The 21,400-nt window shown below is 62.1% G+C and carries 11 protein-coding genes; 5 read left to right on the top strand and 6 right to left on the bottom strand.

The genetic code is table 11. The features are described 5' to 3' along the window. Positions 1-230 precede the first annotated feature (230 nt). A complete protein-coding gene (locus tag D0550_RS15700) occupies positions 231-8,732 on the top strand; it encodes a GH36-type glycosyl hydrolase domain-containing protein (protein ID WP_116810132.1) in 8,502 nt (2,833 codons plus the stop codon). Here D0550_RS15700 and D0550_RS15695 read toward each other — a convergent pair. Further along, complete coding sequence (locus D0550_RS15695; RefSeq protein WP_161965852.1) at positions 8,706-8,954, bottom strand: BON domain-containing protein; 249 nt, start codon at positions 8,952-8,954, stop codon at positions 8,706-8,708. The two genes, D0550_RS15700 and D0550_RS15695, sit on opposite strands and share 27 nt — an antisense overlap. A 35-nt stretch (positions 8,955-8,989) precedes the next feature. Between D0550_RS15695 and D0550_RS15690 the strand changes: the two genes are divergently transcribed. Together D0550_RS15690 and D0550_RS15685 are read left to right on the top strand one after the other, a co-directional pair. Then, positions 8,990-12,937: a chemotaxis protein CheB gene (locus tag D0550_RS15690; RefSeq protein WP_116810130.1), complete on the top strand. Its 3,948-nt coding sequence runs from the start codon at positions 8,990-8,992 to the stop codon at positions 12,935-12,937. A 201-nt stretch (positions 12,938-13,138) separates the two neighbouring features. Continuing rightward, entirely contained in the window at positions 13,139-14,917 is a 1,779-nt protein-coding gene (locus D0550_RS15685; RefSeq protein ID WP_116810129.1) for an SLC13 family permease, read from the top strand. A gap of 452 nt (positions 14,918-15,369) precedes the next feature. On the opposite strand, the gene D0550_RS15675 is transcribed toward D0550_RS15685, so the two are convergent. From D0550_RS15675 to D0550_RS15655, 4 genes are all read right to left on the bottom strand, one after another. Next, a complete protein-coding gene (locus D0550_RS15675; RefSeq protein WP_116810127.1) occupies positions 15,370-16,089 on the bottom strand; it encodes a Crp/Fnr family transcriptional regulator in 720 nt (239 codons plus the stop codon). 130 nt (positions 16,090-16,219) lie between these two features. Then, positions 16,220-16,705 (bottom strand): hypothetical protein, encoded by a 486-nt coding sequence (locus D0550_RS15670; RefSeq protein ID WP_116810126.1) that lies wholly within the window; start codon positions 16,703-16,705, stop codon positions 16,220-16,222. A gap of 98 nt (positions 16,706-16,803) precedes the next feature. Then, positions 16,804-18,135, bottom strand: coding sequence for a Na+/H+ antiporter NhaA (gene nhaA / locus D0550_RS15665; RefSeq protein ID WP_116810125.1), 1,332 nt, complete (start codon positions 18,133-18,135; stop codon positions 16,804-16,806). Between the two features lie 554 nt (positions 18,136-18,689). After that, positions 18,690-19,400, bottom strand: a complete 711-nt coding sequence (locus tag D0550_RS15655) for a Crp/Fnr family transcriptional regulator (RefSeq protein ID WP_206606319.1) — start codon at positions 19,398-19,400, stop codon at positions 18,690-18,692. Positions 19,401-19,796: 396 nt separating this feature from the next. Here D0550_RS15655 and D0550_RS15650 point away from each other — a divergent pair, with 396 nt between their 5' ends. Beyond that, complete coding sequence (locus tag D0550_RS15650) at positions 19,797-20,147, top strand: DUF4398 domain-containing protein (RefSeq protein ID WP_161965850.1); 351 nt, start codon at positions 19,797-19,799, stop codon at positions 20,145-20,147. A 33-nt stretch (positions 20,148-20,180) separates the two neighbouring features. Continuing rightward, positions 20,181-21,014, top strand: coding sequence for an OmpA family protein (locus D0550_RS15645; RefSeq protein WP_116810121.1), 834 nt, complete (start codon positions 20,181-20,183; stop codon positions 21,012-21,014). A gap of 104 nt (positions 21,015-21,118) precedes the next feature. Here the strand turns inward: D0550_RS15645 and D0550_RS15640 are convergent, their stop codons facing one another. Continuing rightward, entirely contained in the window at positions 21,119-21,397 is a 279-nt protein-coding gene (locus D0550_RS15640; RefSeq protein WP_116810120.1) for a hypothetical protein, read from the bottom strand. Positions 21,398-21,400: the final 3 nt, after the last annotated feature.

Here is a 21,400-nt window from a genome sequence, read left to right as displayed (position 1 = left end):
ATGTCCTTGAACTCGATCTACCATCGTCGCTGGCGCCGTACTGGAACGAATGAGACTCACCGGAGTATGCGCCGATAGCCGCTAATTACAGCCGCAGTGACGCGCGCGATCGATCTCACGCCTCCACGCGCACCCACGGAAGTACGCCATGGAGCAGACCTTTCTTGAAAAGGATCTTATCTCGCCTGCCTGGGTGGCAGCGGCCCGCGCCGCCTTGGAATAGCTCCGCGATGATTCGCGCGGAGTTGTTCAGCATCACGCGACTCGAACAGCACGCTGAAAGCCTGGCGCAATCACAACCCGTCACGACGCGACCGCAACGCAGGCGCTCGCTCAATACGCGCCTGAGCGATAACGAGGCGGTGCTGCTCGGCGCTTATCGCACGATTACTTCGGCAGCGAGCAAAGGCAGCAACATCACACCCGCCGGGGAATGGCTGGTAGACAACTATCATGTGATCGAACAACAGATCCGCAAGATCCACAACGACCTGCCGCCGAGCTTCTATCGACAGCTGCCGAAGCTCGCCGACGGTCCGTTCGCCGGCTATCCCCGTATCTTCGGCATGGCGTGGGCCTGCGTCGCGCACAGCGACAGCCGCTTCGATCTGGACGCGTTGATTCGCTTCGTGCGTGCGTACCAAGTGGTGCAACCGCTGACGATCGGCGAGTTATGGGCCATGGCGATCACGCTGCGCATCGTGCTGGTAGAGAACCTGCGCCGCGCTGCCGAACGCATCGTGAGCGCTCGAGCCGAGCGCGAACAGGCCGATCGAGTCGCCGACCGGCTGCTCGGTGTGAATGGACTCACGATCGATCAACAGGCGCTGTTCCGATACTTCCAGAGGCACGGCGAGCTCCCCGCATCGTTCGTGGTGCAGGTAGTGAAGCGCTTGCGCGATCAGGACCCACGCGTGACGCCAGCGCTGCAGTGGCTGGAGGAGCAGCTCATCGCGCAGGGCACCACCTCCGATCAGATGGTCTACGACGAGCACCAGCGCCAGGGTGCGACCAACGTCACCGTGCGCAACATCATCACCAGCATGCGCCTGATCTCCGACGTGAACTGGGCGGAATTCTTCGAAGCCGTGAGCCTGGTCGAGGCGGTGCTGCGCCGGGAGACCGATCTGGCACAAATGGATTTCGCCACCCGCAACTTATATCGCAGCGCCATCGAGACCTTGTCCCACCGGTCCGCCTGCAGCGAGTTGGAAACAACGCATGCCCTGATCGCCGCCACCCAAGCAATTGCCGCCTCCGATCCCGAGGCGCTCCGCAAGCGGGACCCTGGCTATCATCTCTTGGGACGCGGACGACGCTGCTTTGAAAAGCTCCTTGGATACCGCGCACCGCTGCTCCATTGGCCGCGGGTCCTCAGCGACGCAGTAGGACCCATTGGCTACATTCTTTCGGTGCTACTGGTCGCTACGCTCATCATCTCAGTACCACTGGCCGCACTGGCGGCCGAGGGAATCGCGCTGTCGTATTTGTTGGTGTGCGCACTGCTGGGAATGATTCCCGCCCTCGACTTATCGGTCGCCCTGGTGAACCGTGCGCTGACGCGCGGATTCGGCGCAACGATGTTGCCTGGGTTGTCGCTGCGTAAGGGCATTCCGGCGAGCATGCGAACCATGATCGTAGTGCCGGCGCTGCTGACCACACGCGAGGCTATCGAAACACTGCTCGAACGACTCGAAGTTCACTATCTCGCCTCCTCTCACGGCGAGCTGCATCTCGCGCTGCTGCTGGACTGGACCGACGCGGCGACCGAGCAAACCGCCAACGACGCCGGTCTGTTACAGATAGCGGCCGACGGCATCGCTCATCTCAACCGTGTCCACGACGCTCCCTCGAAGGGAGCGCGCTTCTATGCGCTGCATCGGCGACGTGTCTGGAGCGACAGCGAGCAACACTGGATGGGCTGGGAGCGCAAGCGAGGCAAACTGCATGAGTTCAATCGGCTGCTGCGTGGCTCCGTCGACACGACGTTCATTGCTATCGACACCAGTATGCCGCCGGTGCCGCCCGATGTTCGCTACGTCATCACGCTCGACGCAGATACACGATTGCCGAGAGAAGCCGTGCGACGGCTGGTCGGTAAGCTGGCGCATCCGCTCAATCATGCCCGATTCGATGCGACCACCGGCCGGGTCGTCGAAGGCTATGGCGTGCTCCAGCCGCGGGTGACGCCGTCGCTGCCGATCGGTCGCGAAGGCTCGCTGTTCCAACGCACCTTCTCCAGCATGACCGGCATCGACCCGTACGGCGCGGCGGTCTCCGACGTGTACCAGGATCTGTTCGGCGAAGGTTCCTACGCCGGCAAAGGCATCTACGATGTCGACGCGTTCGAAGCGGCGCTGGCCGATCGGGTCCCGACCGGCTCGCTGCTCAGCCATGATCTGTTCGAAGGCACCTTCGCACGCGCCGGACTCGCTTCGGACGTCGAGGTCATCGAAGAATTTCCCGCGCGCTACGACGTCGCGGCGGCACGCCATCATCGTTGGGTACGTGGCGACTGGCAGTTGCTGCCGTGGCTGTTCGGTCGTCCGGATGCGGCTCGACGCGGCACTGGCTCGTTGCCGCTGCTCGGCCAATGGAAGATGGTCGACAATCTGCGCCGCAGTCTGTCCGCTCCGACTGCCCTGCTCGCTCTGCTGACAGGCTGGTTGCTGCCGCTGCACGCGGCCTCGATATGGACCGCGTTCGTGCTGACGGCGATTGCGCTACCGGCGCTCCTGCCAGCATTGGCTGCGATAGTGCCTCGACGCGGCGTCATCGCCCGCAGTCATCTGACTGCCTGGAGTCAGGACGTGGCGCTCGCCTGCACGCAGATCGGCTTGCTCATCGCATTTCTCCCGCATCAGGCCTGGCTCATGGTCGATGCCATCTGCCGCACGCTGTATCGATTGGCCATCAGCCGACGCAACTTGCTCGAGTGGGTCACAGCGGCTCAATCGCAGCTCGCCGCGCAACCGGGACTGGCGGGTATCTACCGGCACATGAGCGCAAGCGTGCTCGCCGCGCTGAGCGCCGTGACCCTGCTTGCCTTCGGAAAGTTCGCGGCAATCTGGGTGGCAATGCCGTTCGTGATGCTGTGGACCGCGGCACCCGCGATCGCACGCTGGATCAGCGCATCGCCGCTGGTCGCCGGTCGCTTGCCCGTCTGCGACGCCGATCGTCGGGAATTGCGCCTGGTCGCGCGTCGCACCTGGCGATATTTCGAAACGTTCGTCTGCGCCACTGACCGCATGCTGCCGCCGGACAACTTTCAAGAGGATCCGCAGCCCGTCGTGGCACATCGCACGTCGCCGACGAACATGGGCTTGTATCTTTTGTGCACCGTCAGTGCTCGCGACTTCGGCTGGACCGGAACGCTGGAAAGCATCGAGCGCCTGGAAGCGACACTCGCGACCATGCAGCGTTTGCAACGATTTCGCGGCCACTTCTACAACTGGTATGACACGCGCGATCTACGACCGCTCGAACCGCAGTATGTATCCTCGGTCGACAGCGGCAACCTGGCAGCACACCTGCTCACAGTCGCCAATGCCTGCCATGAGTGGATCCGTGTCCCGATCGGTACCGCAGCTCACTTCGACGGCATTGCGGATGCCGTTCACCTGGCCCGTGATGCTCTGCTGAGACTTCCGGACGATCATCGCACTCAGTCGCTCACGCGCCAGCAGCTGGCCGAGTCCTTGACGGGACTATGCAAAGCTTTCGAGCGCGAACCGCCCACTGCGGATATCACGACTGCGCTCGTCCACGCCGACACGCAAGCAACCATCCTGAGCGACGGCGCTCGAGCCCTGGCGAGCGAGCGTGATGCATCGGGATATCAGGATCTGCTGTTCTGGGCGGAGGCGACGCAGCGCTCGATCCAAAGCTGGCAACGCGACCTCCAAGCGCCGGAAACTGGAGACCAGAACATGCCGGGACGGCTGCTGGCACTTGCAGCCTGCGCACGCGAGCTGGCCCTGGCGATGGATTTCGGCTTCCTTCTCGACCCTGAGCGCAAGCTGCTTGCCATTGGGTATCGCGTCCCAGAGGGCGTGCTCGATGAGAGTTGCTACGACTTGCTGGCATCCGAGGCACGTCTGGCGAGCTTCTTCTCCATCGCGAAAAACGATGTGCCGGCAAGCCACTGGTTCCGGCTCGGTCGCGAAGTCACGCCGGTTGGACGTGGCGCGGCACTCATCTCCTGGTCCGGTTCGATGTTCGAGTACCTCATGCCATCGCTCGTCCTGCGCGCACCGGCAGGCAGCCTGCTCGAACAGACCAGCCGCCTCATCGTGCGCCGGCAGATTGGCTACGGTGCATCGCTGGACATTCCATGGGGAGTTTCCGAATCGGCGTATGGCGCGCGCGATCTGGAGCTCACTTATCAGTATTCCAACTTCGGCGTGCCCGGCCTCGGACTCAAACGCGGCCTGAGCGAAAATCTCGTCATCGCCCCGTACGCAACGGGTCTTGCAACCATGGTCGATCCGAAGGCGGCGATGCTGAACTATGCGCGCCTTGCCAGTGCAGGCGCACTCGGCACGTACGGATTCTATGAAGCGCTCGACTACACACGTACCCGGGTGCCGGAGGGCACCGATGCCGTGATCGTCAAGGCCTTCATGGCACACCATCAAGGAATGACCATCGCAGCTGCGGCCAATGTCTTGTTCGACGGCAGGATGCGTGCGCGATTCCACGCCGACCCCATGGTGCAGGCTGCCGAGTTGCTGTTGCACGAACGGACGCCGCGTGATGTGTCCGTTACTCATCCAAGAGCCGAAGAAGTGACAGCCGCCGTGCGCAGCGACGACCGACAGATGCCTACGTTGCGACGGCTGCACACCGCGCATTCCGCCACTCCGCAGACACATATTCTCTCGAACGGACGCTATGCGGTGATGCTGAGCGCCGCCGGGTCTGGTTACAGCAGATGGGGCGACATCGGCATCACGCGTCTGCAAGAGGACGCCACACGCGATGATTCGGGCAGCTACGTGTTCGTGCGCAATGCCGCCAGCGGCGCGGTGTGGTCGGCGGGCTTTCAGCCGTGTGGCGTCGAACCCGACAGTTATGAAGTCACATTCAGCGAGGACCGTGCGGAATTCGTGCGCGTCGACGCGACAGTCATCACAACCCTCGAGGTCGTCGTATCCCCAGAGGACAATGCCGAGGTCCGACGGGTTTCGATCACGAATACAGGCAATAGCGCGATCGATCTCGATGTCACCTCTTACGGCGAGCTGGCGCTTGCTCCACCGGCGGCCGACGCGGCCCATCCCGCATTCTCGAAACTGTTCGTCCAGACCGAGTTCGTGGCAAATCTCGGCGTCCTGCTGGCAACTAGGCGACGGCGCGCCAACGGCGAGCCGGAAATCTGGGCGGCACATCACGTGGCCGTCGAAGGCACGATCCTGGGGACGGTGGAATATGAGACCGATCGCGCCCGTTTTCTGGGGCGAGGCTGCGAAGCTCATGAACCGGTCGCGGTCATGGATGGTCGGCCGCTGACCAAGACCGTCGGTACCGTGCTCGATCCGGTGTTCGCGCTCAGACAGCGCGTTCGCATCCAGCCAGGCGCACTGGCGCGGCTATCGTTCTGGACTTGCGTTTCAGCCACTCGCGCCAGCGTGCTGGACCTGTTCGACAAACATCGGGACGCCAACGCCTTCAGCCGCGCCGCGACGCTGGCATGGACCCAGGCGCAAGTACAACTACATCACCTGGGCATCACGGCGGAAGAAGCCCACTTGTTTCAACGCGTCGCCGGCCATGTCCTGTTCGCCGATGCTTCCTTGAGGCCCTCCTCGGCGGCGATTCAGCGCGGTGGCTGCACGCGACCCACCCTTTGGGCCCACGGCATCTCGGGCGATGTGCCGATCGTGCTGTTGCGGATCGAGCACATAGAGGACATGGCAATCGCCCGGCAGCTGCTGCAGGCACACGAATACTGGCGCTTGAAGCAACTCGCCGTGGATCTGGTGATCCTCAACGAGCGCGCCGCGTCTTATGTGCAGGATCTGCAAATTGCCCTCGAAGGGATGGTCCGCACGCGCCAATCGCAACCACAGCTTCATGTCGACAGCACCAAGGGGTCGGTCTTCGTACTACGCACCGACCTGATTTCCGCCGAGACACGCGCGACGTTGTCGTCAGTTGCGCGGGCTGTATTCATCGGTGCGAGAGGCGCACTTGCAGATCAACTGCACCGTCGCGCGGGTCCCGCGGATGCTCCGACAGGAATGCGGCGGCCGAGAGTGAGTAACAGCGCTCGCACCGGCGTACCGACGCCGCCACAACAGGAATTCTTCAACGGCATGGGCGGCTTCGCGGATGACGGGCGTGAGTACGCGATCACTCTCGATTCCGGACAAACAACGCCGGCGCCGTGGATCAACGTAATCGCCAATCCGCACTTCGGCTTTCAGATCTCGGCCGATGGCGGCGGCTATACCTGGTCGATCAACAGTCGCGAGAATCAGCTCACGCAATGGTGCAACGATCCCGTGACCGACCGGCCCAGTGAAGTTCTGTATGTGCGCGATGAGGATACCGGAGTACTGTGGACCCCGACGCGCGCGCCGACATGCGATGCCAGCGCGCCCTATCACGTTCGTCACGGCTGGGGCTACAGCGCCTTCGAACATCACGCCCATGAGGTCGCGCTCGAGCTGCTGCTCTACGTGCCACTAGAGGATTCCATCAAGATCTCTCGACTGCGGATCCGCAATACCTCGACGCGAAATCGACACCTCTGCGTGACTGCCTACGTCGAATGGGTCCTGGGCACGTCACGCGCCGCATCCGCGCCCTTCGTGGTAACGGAAATGGATGCTCAGACCGGCGCGATGTTCGCTCGCAATCCATGGAATTCTCAGTTCGCGTCACACGTCGCGTTCGCAGATCTCGCTGGTCGGCAAACGCAGTGGACCGGCGACCGCTGCGAGTTCCTCGGACGGCATGGCACACTCGAGCAACCGGCTGCGTTGGGCGTCGTCCCTCAGCTTTCCGGGCGCGTCGGAGCCGGCCTGGATCCCTGCTGCGCACTGCAGACGTCGATCACGGTCGAGCCGGACGAATGCATCGAAATTGTTTTCCTGCTCGGTGAAGCCGCGAGCGCGGCCGATGCACGCTTGCTGCTGCAACACTATCGCAACGCCGATCTCGATGCCGTGCTCACCCGCGTCAAGGATTTCTGGGACGAAACGCTCGGCACGATTCGAGTCAAAACACCGGATCGCTCCATGGATCTGATGCTCAATGGCTGGCTGCTATATCAAACGTTGGTGTGCCGTATCTGGGCGCGTTCGGCGTTTTACCAGGCCAGCGGCGCCTATGGATTCCGCGACCAGCTGCAGGATGGGATGGCGATCGTGACATCGCAGCCAGCGCTCACTCGTGAACATCTGCTGCGCGCAGCCGGCCGTCAGTTCCGGCAAGGAGATGTGCAACATTGGTGGCTGCCACCGGCCGGGCAAGGCGTTCGTACGCGCATCAGTGATGATCGAGTGTGGCTCGCGTACGCCGCCGTCCACTACCTCATCAGAACCGACGATACCGCGGTTTTGGACGAAAGCATCGCGTATCTCGAAGGCGGCACGCTGCAACCCGGGCAACACGACGCGTACTTCCAGCCGAATATTTCCGATACTGCCGCGACGTTCTTCGAGCATTGCGCGCACGCTCTGGACGACAGCCTCACGCTCGGCGTGCATGGCTTGCCATTGATAGGAACGGGCGACTGGAACGACGGCATGAATCGCGTCGGCGAGCAGGGCCGCGGCGAAAGCGTCTGGCTCGGATGGTTTCTGCACACGACGCTTTGTGCTTTTGCACCTTTCGCCATCGCCCGGAACGAGACGGCGCGTGCCGAACGGTGGATAACGCACGCGACGAAACTACGCGAATCGCTCGAACGCGAAGCCTGGGACGGCAACTGGTATCGACGCGGATACTATGACGACGGCACGCCGTTAGGCTCGGCAGCCAGCGACGAGTGCCGCATCGACTCCATTGCGCAGTCGTGGAGTGTCATCTCCGGCGCTGCCGATGCGACGCGCGCCGCTCGAGCCATGGCAGCGGTCGATGAGCAACTCATCCGGCCGGACGACGGTCTCGCGTTACTGTTCACGCCGCCCTTCGATCGCACGTCGCACGATCCTGGTTACATCAAAGGTTATCCGCCCGGCGTTCGGGAGAATGGCGGACAGTACACTCACGCTGCTGCGTGGTCCGTCATCGCCTGTGCGCGACTGGGCCAGGGAAACGAAGCAGCCGCATTGTTTGCTCTGCTGAACCCGATCAACCGCACGAGCACCCGAACGGCGGTTCGCCGCTACAAGGTGGAACCCTATGTCGTCGCCGCCGATGTTTACTCAGTGGCACCTCACGTCGGACGCGGTGGCTGGACGTGGTACACCGGCTCGGCAGGATGGCTGTACCGCGCCGGCATCGAAGCCATTCTCGGCCTGCACGTTCAGGGAACGCAGCTACTGCTGACGCCTTGCATTCCGAAACAATGGCCGCGCTTCGACGTAGTCTTCAGATATCGCTCGGCTCGCTATGAAATCGCCGTCATGAATCCCAACGGCGTGAGCCACGGCGTGACTGCAGTCGCTCTGGATGGGCTTCCGCTGTCTTCAGGCAAGCCACGCATACAGCTGCTGGACGACGGGACCCTGCATCGCGTCGAGCTGATCCTCGGTTCAACCAAGGCGACGCACGTCCAATGAATCCTCGACTCGCAGCACCCCATGGACATGCCCCGTAACATGCAGCGCCTCGATGCGTACGATGTCCGTCCCGACGAAGCCGCTGAGCTCGACGATTCCGGCCAGCGTCTGCACGCAAATATCGTAGCTGGCGGTGATCGGATCCTCTCCCAGGGCCGCCCTCACTTTCGCCGTGATGACTCCATCCGTGATCGCCTCTCGCGTCGACTGTTGTGTGCTCATGGCGATCTCCGCTGTCATTTGCTACCGCGCCACTTATGCGCTTTCCACGGCGGGAATGCCAGGGCTCAAAAGCCGGGAAAAAACTCGGGACGAGCTGCATCGCTTCAGCCGCCGGTCAGCGCAAAGGCTCCCTGTGGCGTTGCGATGACCGCAAATCATCGACAAATTCACTGCGCCTCCGACTGATCGGCGCTCCGACCCCACCGGTCGCTTTCTGTGCGAGAACACACTATGAGCAGCTACTGCAAAAAGACTCGCCAAGATGGCCCTCGGCGTGCCTATCATCCACGGCATGGAAATGGCCAACTCCCTGCCGGGCGAGCGGCTTCGCCACGCGAAGACTTGCTACTAAAGAGTCGGGAATATTCATGACCGCGCGGAAAAAGAGTTCCAGACCCCGCGCGGCTGGCAAAAAGAAGGCCTTGCCGCGATCAACCGGCCGCGCTAGATCGTCTGCGGTGGAATCCATCGCACCTCTGGTGGTGGGCATAGGCGCGTCTGCCGGTGGACTCGAGGCATTCACGACGTTCTTCACTAACATGCCGGCGGATTCTGGCATGGCGTTCGTCCTAATCCAGCATCTCGACCCGCACCACAAGAGCATGCTCGTGGACCTGCTCGGCCGGCACACTGCCATGCCGGTCGTGGAGGCCGCTAACGGCATGCGCGTCGGCGCCAACCGCATCTTTATCATTCCGCCGAATGCGACGCTCGCCTTGCGAGGCGGTGTGCTGCGCGTGTCAAAACCCGCGCCGGCGCGAGAGCATCGGCGGCCGATCGACACCTTCTTTGCTTCGCTAGCCGAGGATCAGGGTGAACGGGCGGTCTGCGTGGTGCTGTCAGGCACTGGCAGCGATGGCACGCTGGGCTTGCGGAAGATAAAGGAACACGGCGGCCTCAGTCTGGCGCAGGCCAACGCGGATGCCATGGCCATGAGTGGCATGCCACAGAGCGCCGCCGCCACGGGCCTGGTCGACCACATCATTCCCGTCGCGCAGATGCCGGGCCTGCTCAGGGACTACCAGCGGCACCTGCATGAGATCGCCCCCCGAAAAGACGGCGATGGCAACCGCGTCGATATGCCTGAGCATCTCACCGCGATCTGCACTTTGTTGCGCGCCGGCACAGGTCATGACTTCAGCCAGTACAAACGCAATACGTTGCTGCGAAGAATCCAGCGCCGCATGCAGGTATTGCGCATCGATACTGTGCCCGCCTTCATCGACCGTCTGCGTAAGGAGCCGCGCCAGGTCGAACTGCTATTCCGTGAGATCCTGATCGGCGTCACTCAGTTCTTCCGCGATCCGCAGGCCTTCGAGACCCTGGAGAAGAGCGTCATTGCGAAACTGCTGGAGCACAAGCACACCGATGACTCGATCCGGATCTGGGTACCGGCCTGCGCCACCGGCGAGGAGGTCTATTCCATCGCCATTCTGGTTAGAGAAGCGCTGGAACGCCACGGGCTTGATTTGAAAGTTCAGATCTTCGGTACCGACATCGACGATGCGGCGGTCGCGGTTGCCCGAGCCGCTCGCTATCACAGGAGAATGGACGGCGTGCCGCGCGAGCGCATCGAGCGATGGTTCGCGACGGACGGTGAAGAGTACTGTCCGGTGCGACAAATCCGCGAGATGTGCATTTTCTCCACGCATAGCGTGATCAAAGACCCGCCCTTCTCACGGCTCGATCTGATCTCGTGCCGAAATCTGCTTATTTACCTGGAACCGGGCCTGCAGGATCGTCTGATGCAGACCTTCCACTACGCAGTGCGGCCGGGTGGCTATCTATATCTGGGACAGTCGGAAAGCATCACGCGCAAGACCAAGCTCTTTGCGACGATCGACAAGAAATATCGGATCTTCCAGCGCCGCGAGACCTCGGCCGCGGCACCCGACTTTCTCCTGGCCCCGCCGCCGACGGCAAAGGCCGATCTCGCGGCGAGACCCGCGGCGCGCGGCACCGATCCCATCGACGTCGAAGTCCGGCGCGTCATGGAGAAACACTCGCCCGCCTATGTAGTGATCGATCGGCACCATGACATCCTGCATTTTTCGGGCGGAGAGCTCGGCCGCTTCCTCGAGCCCTCGCCCGGGACAGCGAGCCTGAACCTGCTCGGCATCGTTCGCAAGGCGCTGCGCCCGGCAGTACGGGCGGCCATGCAACGAGCGCACCGGACAGAACAGACCGTGACCAGCGAGCACCCGATGCTCAAGATCGACCGCAAGAATCGTTCGATCAAGCTCATCGTCGCGCCCCTTGCCGATGAGCGCGGCGCCGAGGGCAGACGATGGGTGGTCGCTTTCCAGGAAACCCCGGTTCCCTCCGCAGGCCAGGATGCCAAGGGCGGCGCCGACACGCCGCACCCTGACGTGCAGGCACTGGAACAGGAACTGCTGACGACAAAAACACAACTACGGGCCACCATCGATGAGCTGGAAACCTCCAACGAGGAGATGAAATCCGCCAACGAAGAGTATCAATCGGTCAACGAGGAGCTGCAGTCCTCGAACGAGGAATTGGAGACCGCCAAGGAGGAGATGCAGTCCGTCAACGAGGAGCTGCAGACGGTCAACGCGGAGCTGAGCAGCAAGAACGAGACGCTGACGCGCCTGAACAGCGATCTGAAGAATCTGCTCGACAGCACGCAGATCGCCACGCTCTTTCTCGACAACCAGCTGCGTATCACGTACTTCACGCCGGCAATGACCGAGCTCTTTCATCTGCGCGACAGCGATCGTGGACGGCCGATCACGGATCTCGTCACGCGCATCCACTACAACGATCTGCGTCGCGATGTAACGAAAGTGCTACGCACTCTCAGCGTCATCGAGCACGAAGTGAGCATCGTCGAGGACGACACCGTCTTCCTGATGCGCATGCGGCCGTATCGCACCGTGGACAACATCATCGACGGCGTGGTGATCACGTTCCTGGATATCACAGCCCGCAAACGTCACGAAGCGACCAGCGCTCACCTCGCCGCGATCGTCGAGTCTTCGCAGGACGCGATCATCAGCCATACCTTCGACGGCACGATCACCAGTTGGAATGCGGGCGCCGAGGCGATTTTCGGCTACACGGCGGCCGAGGCGATCGGTCAGCCGTTCTCCATATTGATTCCGCCCGACCAGGGCAACGATGTGCCGCAGATCCTGAACAAAGTGAAACGAGGTGAACGAGTCGAGCACTTCGAGATCGATCGAATCCGTAAAGACGGCAAGCAGATCGATGTCTCGCTCACGCATTCTCCGATCAAGGATGCCAGCGGCAAGATCGTCGCCGCCTCGACGATTGCGCGCGAGTTCACCGAGCGCAAACTGATCGAGGATCACCGCAAGCTGCTGGTCGCGGAGCTGGATCACCGCATCAAGAACACGCTCACTGTCATCAGCTCATTGGTCGCGCAATCCGTGAAGAGCGCGGCTTCACCCAGCGACTTTGCACGGATCGTCCAGGCTCGCATCCGCTCGTTGGGCCGGGTCCACGATCTGCTCAATTTGCATCAGCAGCACCATGCCGAGCTGCACGACGTGGTATCCGGCGAGCTGGCCGTGTACCGTCCAGGCAAGGAAGATCGCATTCACATCGCCGGTACGCAGCGCATATGCCTGACCGCGAAGGCAGCCCAAACGCTCTCGATGGCAATGCACGAACTGTGCACCAACGCGGCCAAGTATGGCGCGTTGTCCACGGCCGCGGGCCAGGTCGACGTGAGCTGGCAAGTCATGAATTCGACGCCAGATGTCCGTCTGTCGCTCGAGTGGATCGAAACCGGCGGACCGCCCGTGGCTGCGCCGACCCGGCGCGGTTTCGGCAGTGAGTTGATCGAGCGTATCGTGCAGTATGAATTGGAGGCCAAAGTGCAGCGCGACTTCGCGAGCCGAGGAGTACGCTGCGCGATCGACTTTCCGCTGAACGACAAGAATGGTTACGTCATGCTTACCAAAGGCGACGCTAGCCAGCAGTCATTGGACCCGGCTTAGCTTGCGAGCCGGTCATGATCGAGTGCTTACACTCGACGGCCTGACGACTTCTCAGCAAGAAGAACGAGCCGCTCGGCTGGCGTGGTTCACCGGTTCACCGCGCGCGGCGCAGGAACTTTGCGGCAAGCAGGCAATTGATTCGATGTCCCCTGCCGTGCAGCCGAGGTGTTCACGTGCCTTGCACCGCCGCGGAATAGAATCATGACGATGGAGCAGATCCTCGCCTTCGCGATCCTCACGGGTATGATGGCGCTATTCGTGTGGGGACGTCTGAGATATGACCTTGTCGCTGGTCTTGCGCTACTGGCTGCCGTAGTCGTCGGCGTGGTGCCCTTCGAGGCTGCATTCAGGGGCTTCAGCGACGATATCGTGGTCATCGTGGGCAGTGCCTTACTGGTCAGTGCGGCAGTGGCGCGCTCCGGCATCATCGAGGCCGTCCTGCATCCGCTCACACCGAAGATCACCTCTACACGTACCCAGCTCGTCCTGCTGGTCACTACCGTCACCGTGCTATCCGCCTTCGTAAAAAACATCGGCGCACTTGCGATGATGCTGCCGGTAGCTTTTCAGATGGCCAAGCGCTCCAAAACCTCACCCTCGGTGTTTCTGATGCCCATGGCCTTCGGTTCGCTGCTCGGCGGGCTCACAACACTGATCGGTACGTCGCCGAACATCATCGTTTCGCGCCTGCGTGCCGAAATCACGGGCGCGCCCTTCGCGATGTTCGACTTCGCACCCGTCGGCGTCGGGCTCGCGGCGGTCGGGATCGTATTCCTCGCCATCGCATATCGTCTGCTGCCGCTGGATCGCGCAGGAGCACCGACGTTGGGCGAAGCCATGGATATTCATGATTATCTCACCGAGGGCCGCGTTCGGGCCGAGTCAACGATCGTTGGCAAGACAATGGCCGATCTGCGTGGATCTGCTGGCCCAGAGGTTGTCGTGACGGCTATCGTTCGCGACGGCGAGAGAATATCGCCGCTCCCGGATCTGGTGATGCGACAGAACGATATCGTGCTGCTGCAAGGGGAGCCGGCAGCTCTACAGCAAGCGCTCGCGCGGGTGGGCCTCGAACTGGCAGGCGAGGCTCGCAGCACGAGGGGCGACAAGGTCAATGAGGAGATCGGCGGTATCGAAGCGATTATCGGTCCCGACTCGCTACTCATCGGCCAGGCTGCCGGAGATCTGGCACTGCATGCGCGGTTCAATGTAAATCTGCTCGCAGTAAGTCGCAGTGGCCAGCGTTTCGCCGATCGACTGCGCGACATCCAGCTGCGAGCGGGAGATATCATCGTACTGCAGGGCTCGCTCGGTAACATGCCTGCGCTGCTGCGAGATCTGGGCTGCCTGCCACTGGCCCCCCGGGAGATCAGGCTCGGCAGTGCCCGTCGCGGTGTGGTCCCGGTTGCAGTTCTGGCGGGCGCCATGTTGTTGGCGGGCACAGGTCTATTGCCGGTCGGGCTGGCGTTCTTCGCCGCTGCATTGATCGTAGTGTTGTTTGGTTCGCTGTCGCTGCGAGAGGCTTATGCGACCGTGCCGTGGCCATTGCTCGTCATGCTCGGCGCTCTGATTCCGGTGAGTGAGGCGATTCGCACGACGGGGGGCGCGGATCTCATTGCGACCTGGCTCTCGCACATCGCTCATTCACTGCCGCCCTACGCAGCGCTCGCATTGATCATGGCAACAGCCATGGCGCTGACACCGTTCATGAACAATGCGGCGACCGTGCTGGTAATGGCGCCCATCGCCGTGAGCTTCGCTGGCCGTCTTGGTTTTCAGCCGGATGCATTCCTCATGGCCGTTGCAGTGGGAGCCGCTTGTGACTTCCTCACGCCAATCGGGCATCAATGCAACACGCTAGTGTGGGGCCCGGGAGGATACAAGTTTGGCGACTACGCACGCCTGGGTGCGCCGCTGTCATTGCTTGTCATCGGGTTGGGCGTGCCGTTGATCATGCTGGCATGGCCATTGGCACGATAGCAGCCGGGCGGACAAGCGTAGGCGCAAGAGACATTAGTGGCCCATGAACGATACGGTCACTGACGATCGGTCGAGTACTTGACTCATATGTGCGCCACCGCACCGAGGGCGACTGGGCGTCGGCGCATCCTCATAGCGACGCTCGTTGAAGCATTGCCAGGATCAGGGCATGAACCGCGAAGAAATCGCTCGACCCGAGGACTCGCCCGCCCTCGGCCCCCCAGCGCCAATTCGTAGCACCGATGTCGACGTGGGAAGCGCGGCAAGAGACATTCCCTCCCCGCTCGTTCACATCGACGCGCGCGCCGTGTCCGCACTCTCAATCAAGGCGCTGGCACGCTACCAGCAAACAAAGAAGTCCTGCTCGCTCGCAAGGGGGGACGAAGCAGCCATCCTCGCTACTTTCGTTCCCGGCGCGCGGACGGCACGCGCCCCGCGTCCAGCCACGTGAATCAAGACTGCGTAACGGCCGGCAGCAGGCGATCAAACTCCTTCTTGACCACGGCGTAGCATTCGCAGGTCCGTGCCTCCAGGCCCGGGCGATCGAGCACCTTGATGCGTCCACGACTGTATTTGATCAATCCGGCGTTTTGCAGATTGCCTGCCGCTTCTGTCACACCTTCACGACGCACGCCCAACATGTTGGCGATCAACTCCTGTGTCATCACCAGTTCGTTGCCGACCAAACGATCCAAACTCAGCAACAGCCAGCGGCACAGTTGCTGGTCGAGCGAGTGATGCCGGTTACACACGGCGGTCTGCGCCATTTGCGTCAGCAGCGCCTGCGTGTACCTCAGGAGCAGATGCTGCATCGGTCCACCGAGCGTGAACTCCTCCTTGAGAAATTTGCCAGACCATCGGTAGGCGTAGCCAGCACTCTGCACCACCGCACGGCTCGGAGTGGTTTCGCCGCCCATGAAGAGCGACACACCGATGATCCCTTCGTTGCCGACCACGGCAATTTCCACTGAGGAACCGTCTGCCAACGTATATAGGAGCGAAACGATCGCGGTCGTCGGAAAGTACACCGCCCGCTGACGACTACCGGATTCGTATAGGGCTTCTCCCAGCGGCAGCTCTACGAGCTTCAGACTTTTGCTCACTCGCTCCAGATTCTCCGCGGGCAACGCGGCCAGGAGTTGATTCTGACGAGGATCGTGGGCGGCCGTCATTGAGAGGGGCCCGAGCATATTTGCGCTCCGCGCGCCACCAGATTGTGTGCGCTAACGACTATACACCGACGCAGCATCTAATCGTGAAGCGCGGAGTCAGGTGAAGTTTACAGCGCTCGGCGCTCCCGATTCAGCCCGGAGCGCTCGCCACGTAGCTGAATCCCTGCACTCGCCCGTCTCGAAGCACCACTGGTTCGATATCGAAAGTGCCCAAGAACGCGCTTCCGTCCCGCCGGCGGCGCCACGCTCGCCGCGTGAGGTGGCCATCGATAACCGCTGCTCGCAAATCACGATACGGCTGTCGCCTTGCAACTTCCTCGGAGACGTAGAACAGCGACAAATGACGGTCCTCGACTTCCTCGGAGGCGTAGTCGCGTCCATCCGGGCTGCCGTACCAACAGACCACAACTCCCGTCTCGTCCAGCATGGCCAACGAACTCGATCGCCCAGCCGCGGCCATTTTCATGTGCAGCCGCGCACCGCGCTTCGACAACGCTCGTCGCCGCCACAATCGAATCTTGTCGGAGCGGCCATCAGTGGGTTTGGCTTGATCCCACTTCGATATCGATAACGATGACCAACCCGGCTGCTTGTCGCCCTTGCCTTCGAGCTTCATGGCTCCTCCATATAACCCTACTATGCACTGAGGGCATCTTCCGGTCGGTGCGCTAGCGAACATTGCACAGCGACGGCCCAATTGCGTCACACGTGAGCTCAGCATCGCGAATCACTGCGGAACACCCACGCCAACGCTGCAAGGCCGAGTGCGCCCGAGACGATCGATGCCGCGAAAATACCCGCTTTGGCGCTGTCGATCAGATGGTGGTCGAACGCGCGACCGGCGATAAAGAGCGCCATCGTGAAGCCGATACCGCCAAGCACGCTGCCCCCCGCCAGCACTCCCCAACTCAACCCGGGTGGACGTGTTGCGATTCCCGTGCGCACCGCCAGCCAGCAGAAGGTCAGTATTCCCGCCGGCTTGCCCACGACGAACGCGAAGAAGATCGTCGCCGTGAGTGAAACATCCAGACTGGTCAAGGCCAGGGGTAAGCCGGCGTTCGCGAGCGCAAACACCGGCATGACGACGAAGCTCACCCAGGGATGGAGTGCAATCTGGATGCGTTCGACCGGAGCCAGAGATTCGCGGGCAGCGATGGCCGCCAGTTGCAGCGTTTCCCGATCCTTGGTGTCGCTGCTGTCCGCCGCGGCATCCGGATGCGCGACGACCTCGTCGAGTATCGCGTATAGCCGCTCATCACTTACCCATCTGCGAGCCGGTGTCAGTAGCCCGAGAATGACTCCCGCAATCGTGGCATGAATGCCCGAGGCATCGATGGCGAGCCAGACCAGCACGCCCATCACAAAATACGCAGGCATGCTGCGCACTCCTATCCGCGCCAGGGCAGCTATGCCTGCAATACATACGGCAGCGAATGCGACCGGCAACCAGGCGATCTGAGCGCTGTAGCCAACGGCAACGACCAGTATTGCTCCCACATCGTCGACGATCGCCAGCGACAGCATGAACACGCCCAAGGCCGGCGGAACACGTCGGCCCAGCAGCGCAAGACAGCCGATGACGAACGCGGTATCAGTTGCCATCACGGTGCCCCAACCCGCACCGCCGGCCTGACCGGCTTGGAACAGCAGATATAGCGTTGCGGGCATGATCATGCCGCCCAGCGCGCCGGCGATCGACAACGCGGCTACGCGCCCATTGCTCAACTCACCCAGCACCAGCTCGCGCTTGAGCTCGACCGCCACCAGGAAGAAGAACCCCGTCATCAAGGCATCGTTGATCCACTCTCTGAGCGAGCGGACGAACTCGACCGCGCCGAATCGCAACCCCATCGGCAAGTCCCAAAAGGCAGCGAAGAAGTGCGCCCAGGGAGAGTTGGAAAGCACGAACGCAACGAGCGCGGCAACCAGCAAAACCACGCCGCCGAGCGTCTCGATGCGCAGGAACCTGCCGAACGGATTGGTCACCCGATCCACGGGCTCACGCGGCAACCTGGCCAGGTCTGAAGTGAGCCTGCTTTCGCTCATGCTCGGTGCGTGCGCGACGCTGCGCGATACGGTGTGTAACTATGGTTACGGGCGCTGTTGAGAATCTGGGCCATCTTGGATGCATGTTACCGGATGCATCCTTTGCCCGTGGCGCACACTGCCGAGTCGAGCATCGCCTAAGTTGGATACCGCACCGACGGCAGCGCGGCATCCGCGCACAGTTACGTTTTGCAACAGGAGTAGCGTCCTTGCCTTGGCTGACCGCGCGCAGCAACGCCGACTCGCCGCAGGACGATGACCCCATCCTCTTCAGGAGAACCCCATGCGTCGCACGACAATCGGAAATCGCTGGAACACGCCGGGCCGGCGCTACGCCGGAGGCTGGCGCCAAAATCCGTGGATCAATGCCCTGTGCAACCCTTTGCACGCTCGGAGCGAAACCGCAGATCGCTCCACCGCATCAGTCGATGCAGATTCCGCTGCGGACCGGCGCCAGGACAGCAGCCAGGACCGGCAGCAAAAAGCTGCCGTGAGAACCTGGGAAAATGAAGGCGGCAGTCTCGGCATTCATCCGGGCATGAGCAGATAGTGTCTCAGCCACTAAGCTTATGCGCCGTCCGCCGCGCTGATGCCTCGTCAGCGCCACGAGACCTAGGCGCGGACCGCAATGAGCCCAAAGCCCGCTCATACATGTCGTTTGCTCCCCGATAACAGGCGCACGACGCCAGCTCGAGTGCAGCCCCGTCCAGGATGGTGATGTCGCCGCGTCGGTAATCGATCAGACCTTCATCTCGCAACGAGTTCGCAGCGTTTGTAATCCCCACCCGCCGCACGCCGAGCATATGTGCGAGGAGTTCCTGGGTGACATGAAACTGATTCCCACGCGCCTGATCGCGGGTCATCAACAGGCGCCGTGCCAGACGCGCCCGCACCTGGTGATAGTGCGAACAAGCCGTCGTCTGGGCCAGTTGCCCCATCAGCACGTACACATAACAGCTCAGCAGCCCGCGCAGTGCGATGTTCTTCCGCAAATGCCGCTGAAAAGCGTCGGCACCGAGCCGCCACGCCATGCCTGACCGCTGGACTGTTGCATGCTGCGCAGATGTGTTGACGCCCAGGACGAGCGACGAGCCGAGCATACCCTCGTGACCGATGCTGCCGACCTCCAGACGCGATCCATCGCGCAGCGTGGTTACCAGGGAGATGATGCCCTCGGTCGGGAAGTACACCTCTCGCATCCGCTCGCCCGATCTACAGATGACCTCAGCGGATTGCAGCTCGACCTGCTCGAAGTCAGCGAACAAGCGCTCTCGGTCCGGCCCGGTCAATGTCGCCACCAGACGGTTCTCACCTGCACTTTGTTTGCAAGAAACCAATGAACTCTCGCGCAAGGGCTGAGAATGTTTCAGCCTCGCCGCTGAAGATACGCGCACCGGAGTCACCGCGATGTACGTTGGCGCACACCCGGATGAATATTCCGAGCTGGCGATGCCAATCGCGCGCATCCGCCCTATGTGCGTCAGCGCACCGAGATCCCGAGCGCGGCGGCGCAATCTCAGCACATGAGCTGCCGATCCGGCAGGCTCACCCGAACGGAGATAATTTCAATGCGCGCTTCCTCGACTGGTCTCGGAGATGTTTGTTCGCGGTTGATTGTTGCAACACATAGCCACCGAAAGAGTACCGCACTGGCCGTTGGCATGAGCCTCCTCGCGACGCTCGGCGCATGCACTAACACTTCCTCCCTCACGAAGGAGCGAGTCGCCCGCAGCGACGCATCGGTTCAGCAGGCACAACAGACCGTGGGGCAATCCGAAGCCGGCGCAATAGAGCTGCAGCAGGCCAGAGACAAACTGAGCACGGCCAAGGCTGCGCTCGCCAAAGAGCAGCAGCAGGAGGCGGAGCGCTCGGCCACGCAGGCGCACTTGTATGCCGAGCTTGCGATAGCGAAATCGCAGAGCGCCAGCGCACGCAAGGCCGCTGATGAAGTACTCGCCAGCGTCGAGGTGTTACGCACAGAAGCCGAACGCACGTCGCCAACACAACGCTGATCGTTTCCCAATCATACGCATGAGGTCACGGACATGAAATTCAACAAGCGCATCGTGCTGAGCGTGGCGGTAGCCGCGATACTAAGCGCGTGCAATGCCACCCCCGAGCGCAGCGAGACACTGGAACGAGCGCGCACCCTGGTGCCGGAAACGGAACAATCGCCACGCGCGGGCGTAGCGGCAGCCGATATCGCCAACGCACGCACTTCACTGGACGCGGCAAATCGTCTCGCCGAATCCAAAAGCAAGACAGCCGACATGGAGTTCGAAGCCACGAACGCCGTGCTCAGCGCGCAAATCGCCAACGAGAGGATTCTGATCGCGCAAGCCAACGAGCAAGTCGCCGATGGCACGGCTCAGCGGCAGGCAGTTCTGCTTCAGGCGCGCGAGCGTGACGCGCAGCGCAGTGCCAATCAAGCGAGCGATGCGCGTAACCAGGCCAAGTCTCTCGAGGCGGAGCTGGCGGATATGAAACTGCAGAAGACCGACAGAGGCCTGGTTCTGACGCTTGGCGACGTGCTGTTCGACTCCGCGCAGTCGACGTTGAGACCGGGCGCCGACGCACCGCTCGACCGCCTCGCCACAGCCCTGAAAGAACAACCCGATCGCAAAGTACTCATCGAAGGCCATACCGACAATGTGGGCTCGGAGCAGAACAACATGGACTTGTCAGAACGCCGGGCTCAGTCCGTGCAGGGCAGCCTGATCCGGCAGGGTGTGGATCGCAGTCAGATCACGGCGGTCGGCAAGGGTGAAGATTTCCCCATCGCGAGCAATGACAGCGCCGCGGGCCGCCAATCGAACCGTCGGGTCGAACTGATCTTCACCGACGGCGCCGCGCACGTCGCGGCAGAGTCAGGTCGATGACAGCCCTGCTGGCAGCACAACGCAACAGCAATTGACCCAGCCGTGCGGAGGACGTGCGAAGCGGCAGGACGGGCGCAGGGCCATGTTTGATCGCTACGCCGGCGCTACGAATGCACGCTCTCGTACGCCACCAAACGAGACCTGAGTCTCGCGATCGCCGCTCCGAACTCCGCACGCGCACTCGGGGACGCCGGCAACTGCTGTCTTAGGAGCTGATCCGCGGCATCATGAGCCATGCGCGCCTTCTTGTAGTACTTGCGCGCTGTCGCGCAGTCCTGCGCCTGGTTGGACAAGTTCATGAACTCAACAGCGCGCCTGAGATCCCCCGCGATGGATTCGCTGGTGGCTCGCTGAATCATGTGTAGCTCTGGTGTGTATTGCATTCG

The organism is Steroidobacter cummioxidans (assembly GCF_003104955.1).
Note: the sequence above shows the minus strand (reverse complement) of the source record. Positions and strands in the feature narration are given on the sequence as shown.

Excerpts from the sequence above, each read along its gene's own strand:
- D0550_RS15700 (WP_116810132.1), top strand. The coding sequence starts at position 231 with ATGATTCGCGCGGAGTTGTTCAGCATCACGCGACTCGAACAGCACGCT.
- D0550_RS15695 (WP_161965852.1), bottom strand. The coding sequence starts at position 8,954 with ATGAGCACACAACAGTCGACGCGAGAGGCGATCACGGATGGAGTCATC.
- D0550_RS15690 (WP_116810130.1), top strand. The coding sequence starts at position 8,990 with ATGCGCTTTCCACGGCGGGAATGCCAGGGCTCAAAAGCCGGGAAAAAA.
- D0550_RS15685 (WP_116810129.1), top strand. The coding sequence starts at position 13,139 with ATGACGATGGAGCAGATCCTCGCCTTCGCGATCCTCACGGGTATGATG.
- D0550_RS15675 (WP_116810127.1), bottom strand. The coding sequence starts at position 16,089 with ATGACGGCCGCCCACGATCCTCGTCAGAATCAACTCCTGGCCGCGTTG.
- D0550_RS15670 (WP_116810126.1), bottom strand. The coding sequence starts at position 16,705 with ATGAAGCTCGAAGGCAAGGGCGACAAGCAGCCGGGTTGGTCATCGTTA.
- nhaA (WP_116810125.1), bottom strand. The coding sequence starts at position 18,135 with ATGAGCGAAAGCAGGCTCACTTCAGACCTGGCCAGGTTGCCGCGTGAG.
- D0550_RS15650 (WP_161965850.1), top strand. The coding sequence starts at position 19,797 with ATGAGCCTCCTCGCGACGCTCGGCGCATGCACTAACACTTCCTCCCTC.
- D0550_RS15645 (WP_116810121.1), top strand. The coding sequence starts at position 20,181 with ATGAAATTCAACAAGCGCATCGTGCTGAGCGTGGCGGTAGCCGCGATA.
- D0550_RS15640 (WP_116810120.1), bottom strand. The coding sequence starts at position 21,397 with ATGCAATACACACCAGAGCTACACATGATTCAGCGAGCCACCAGCGAA.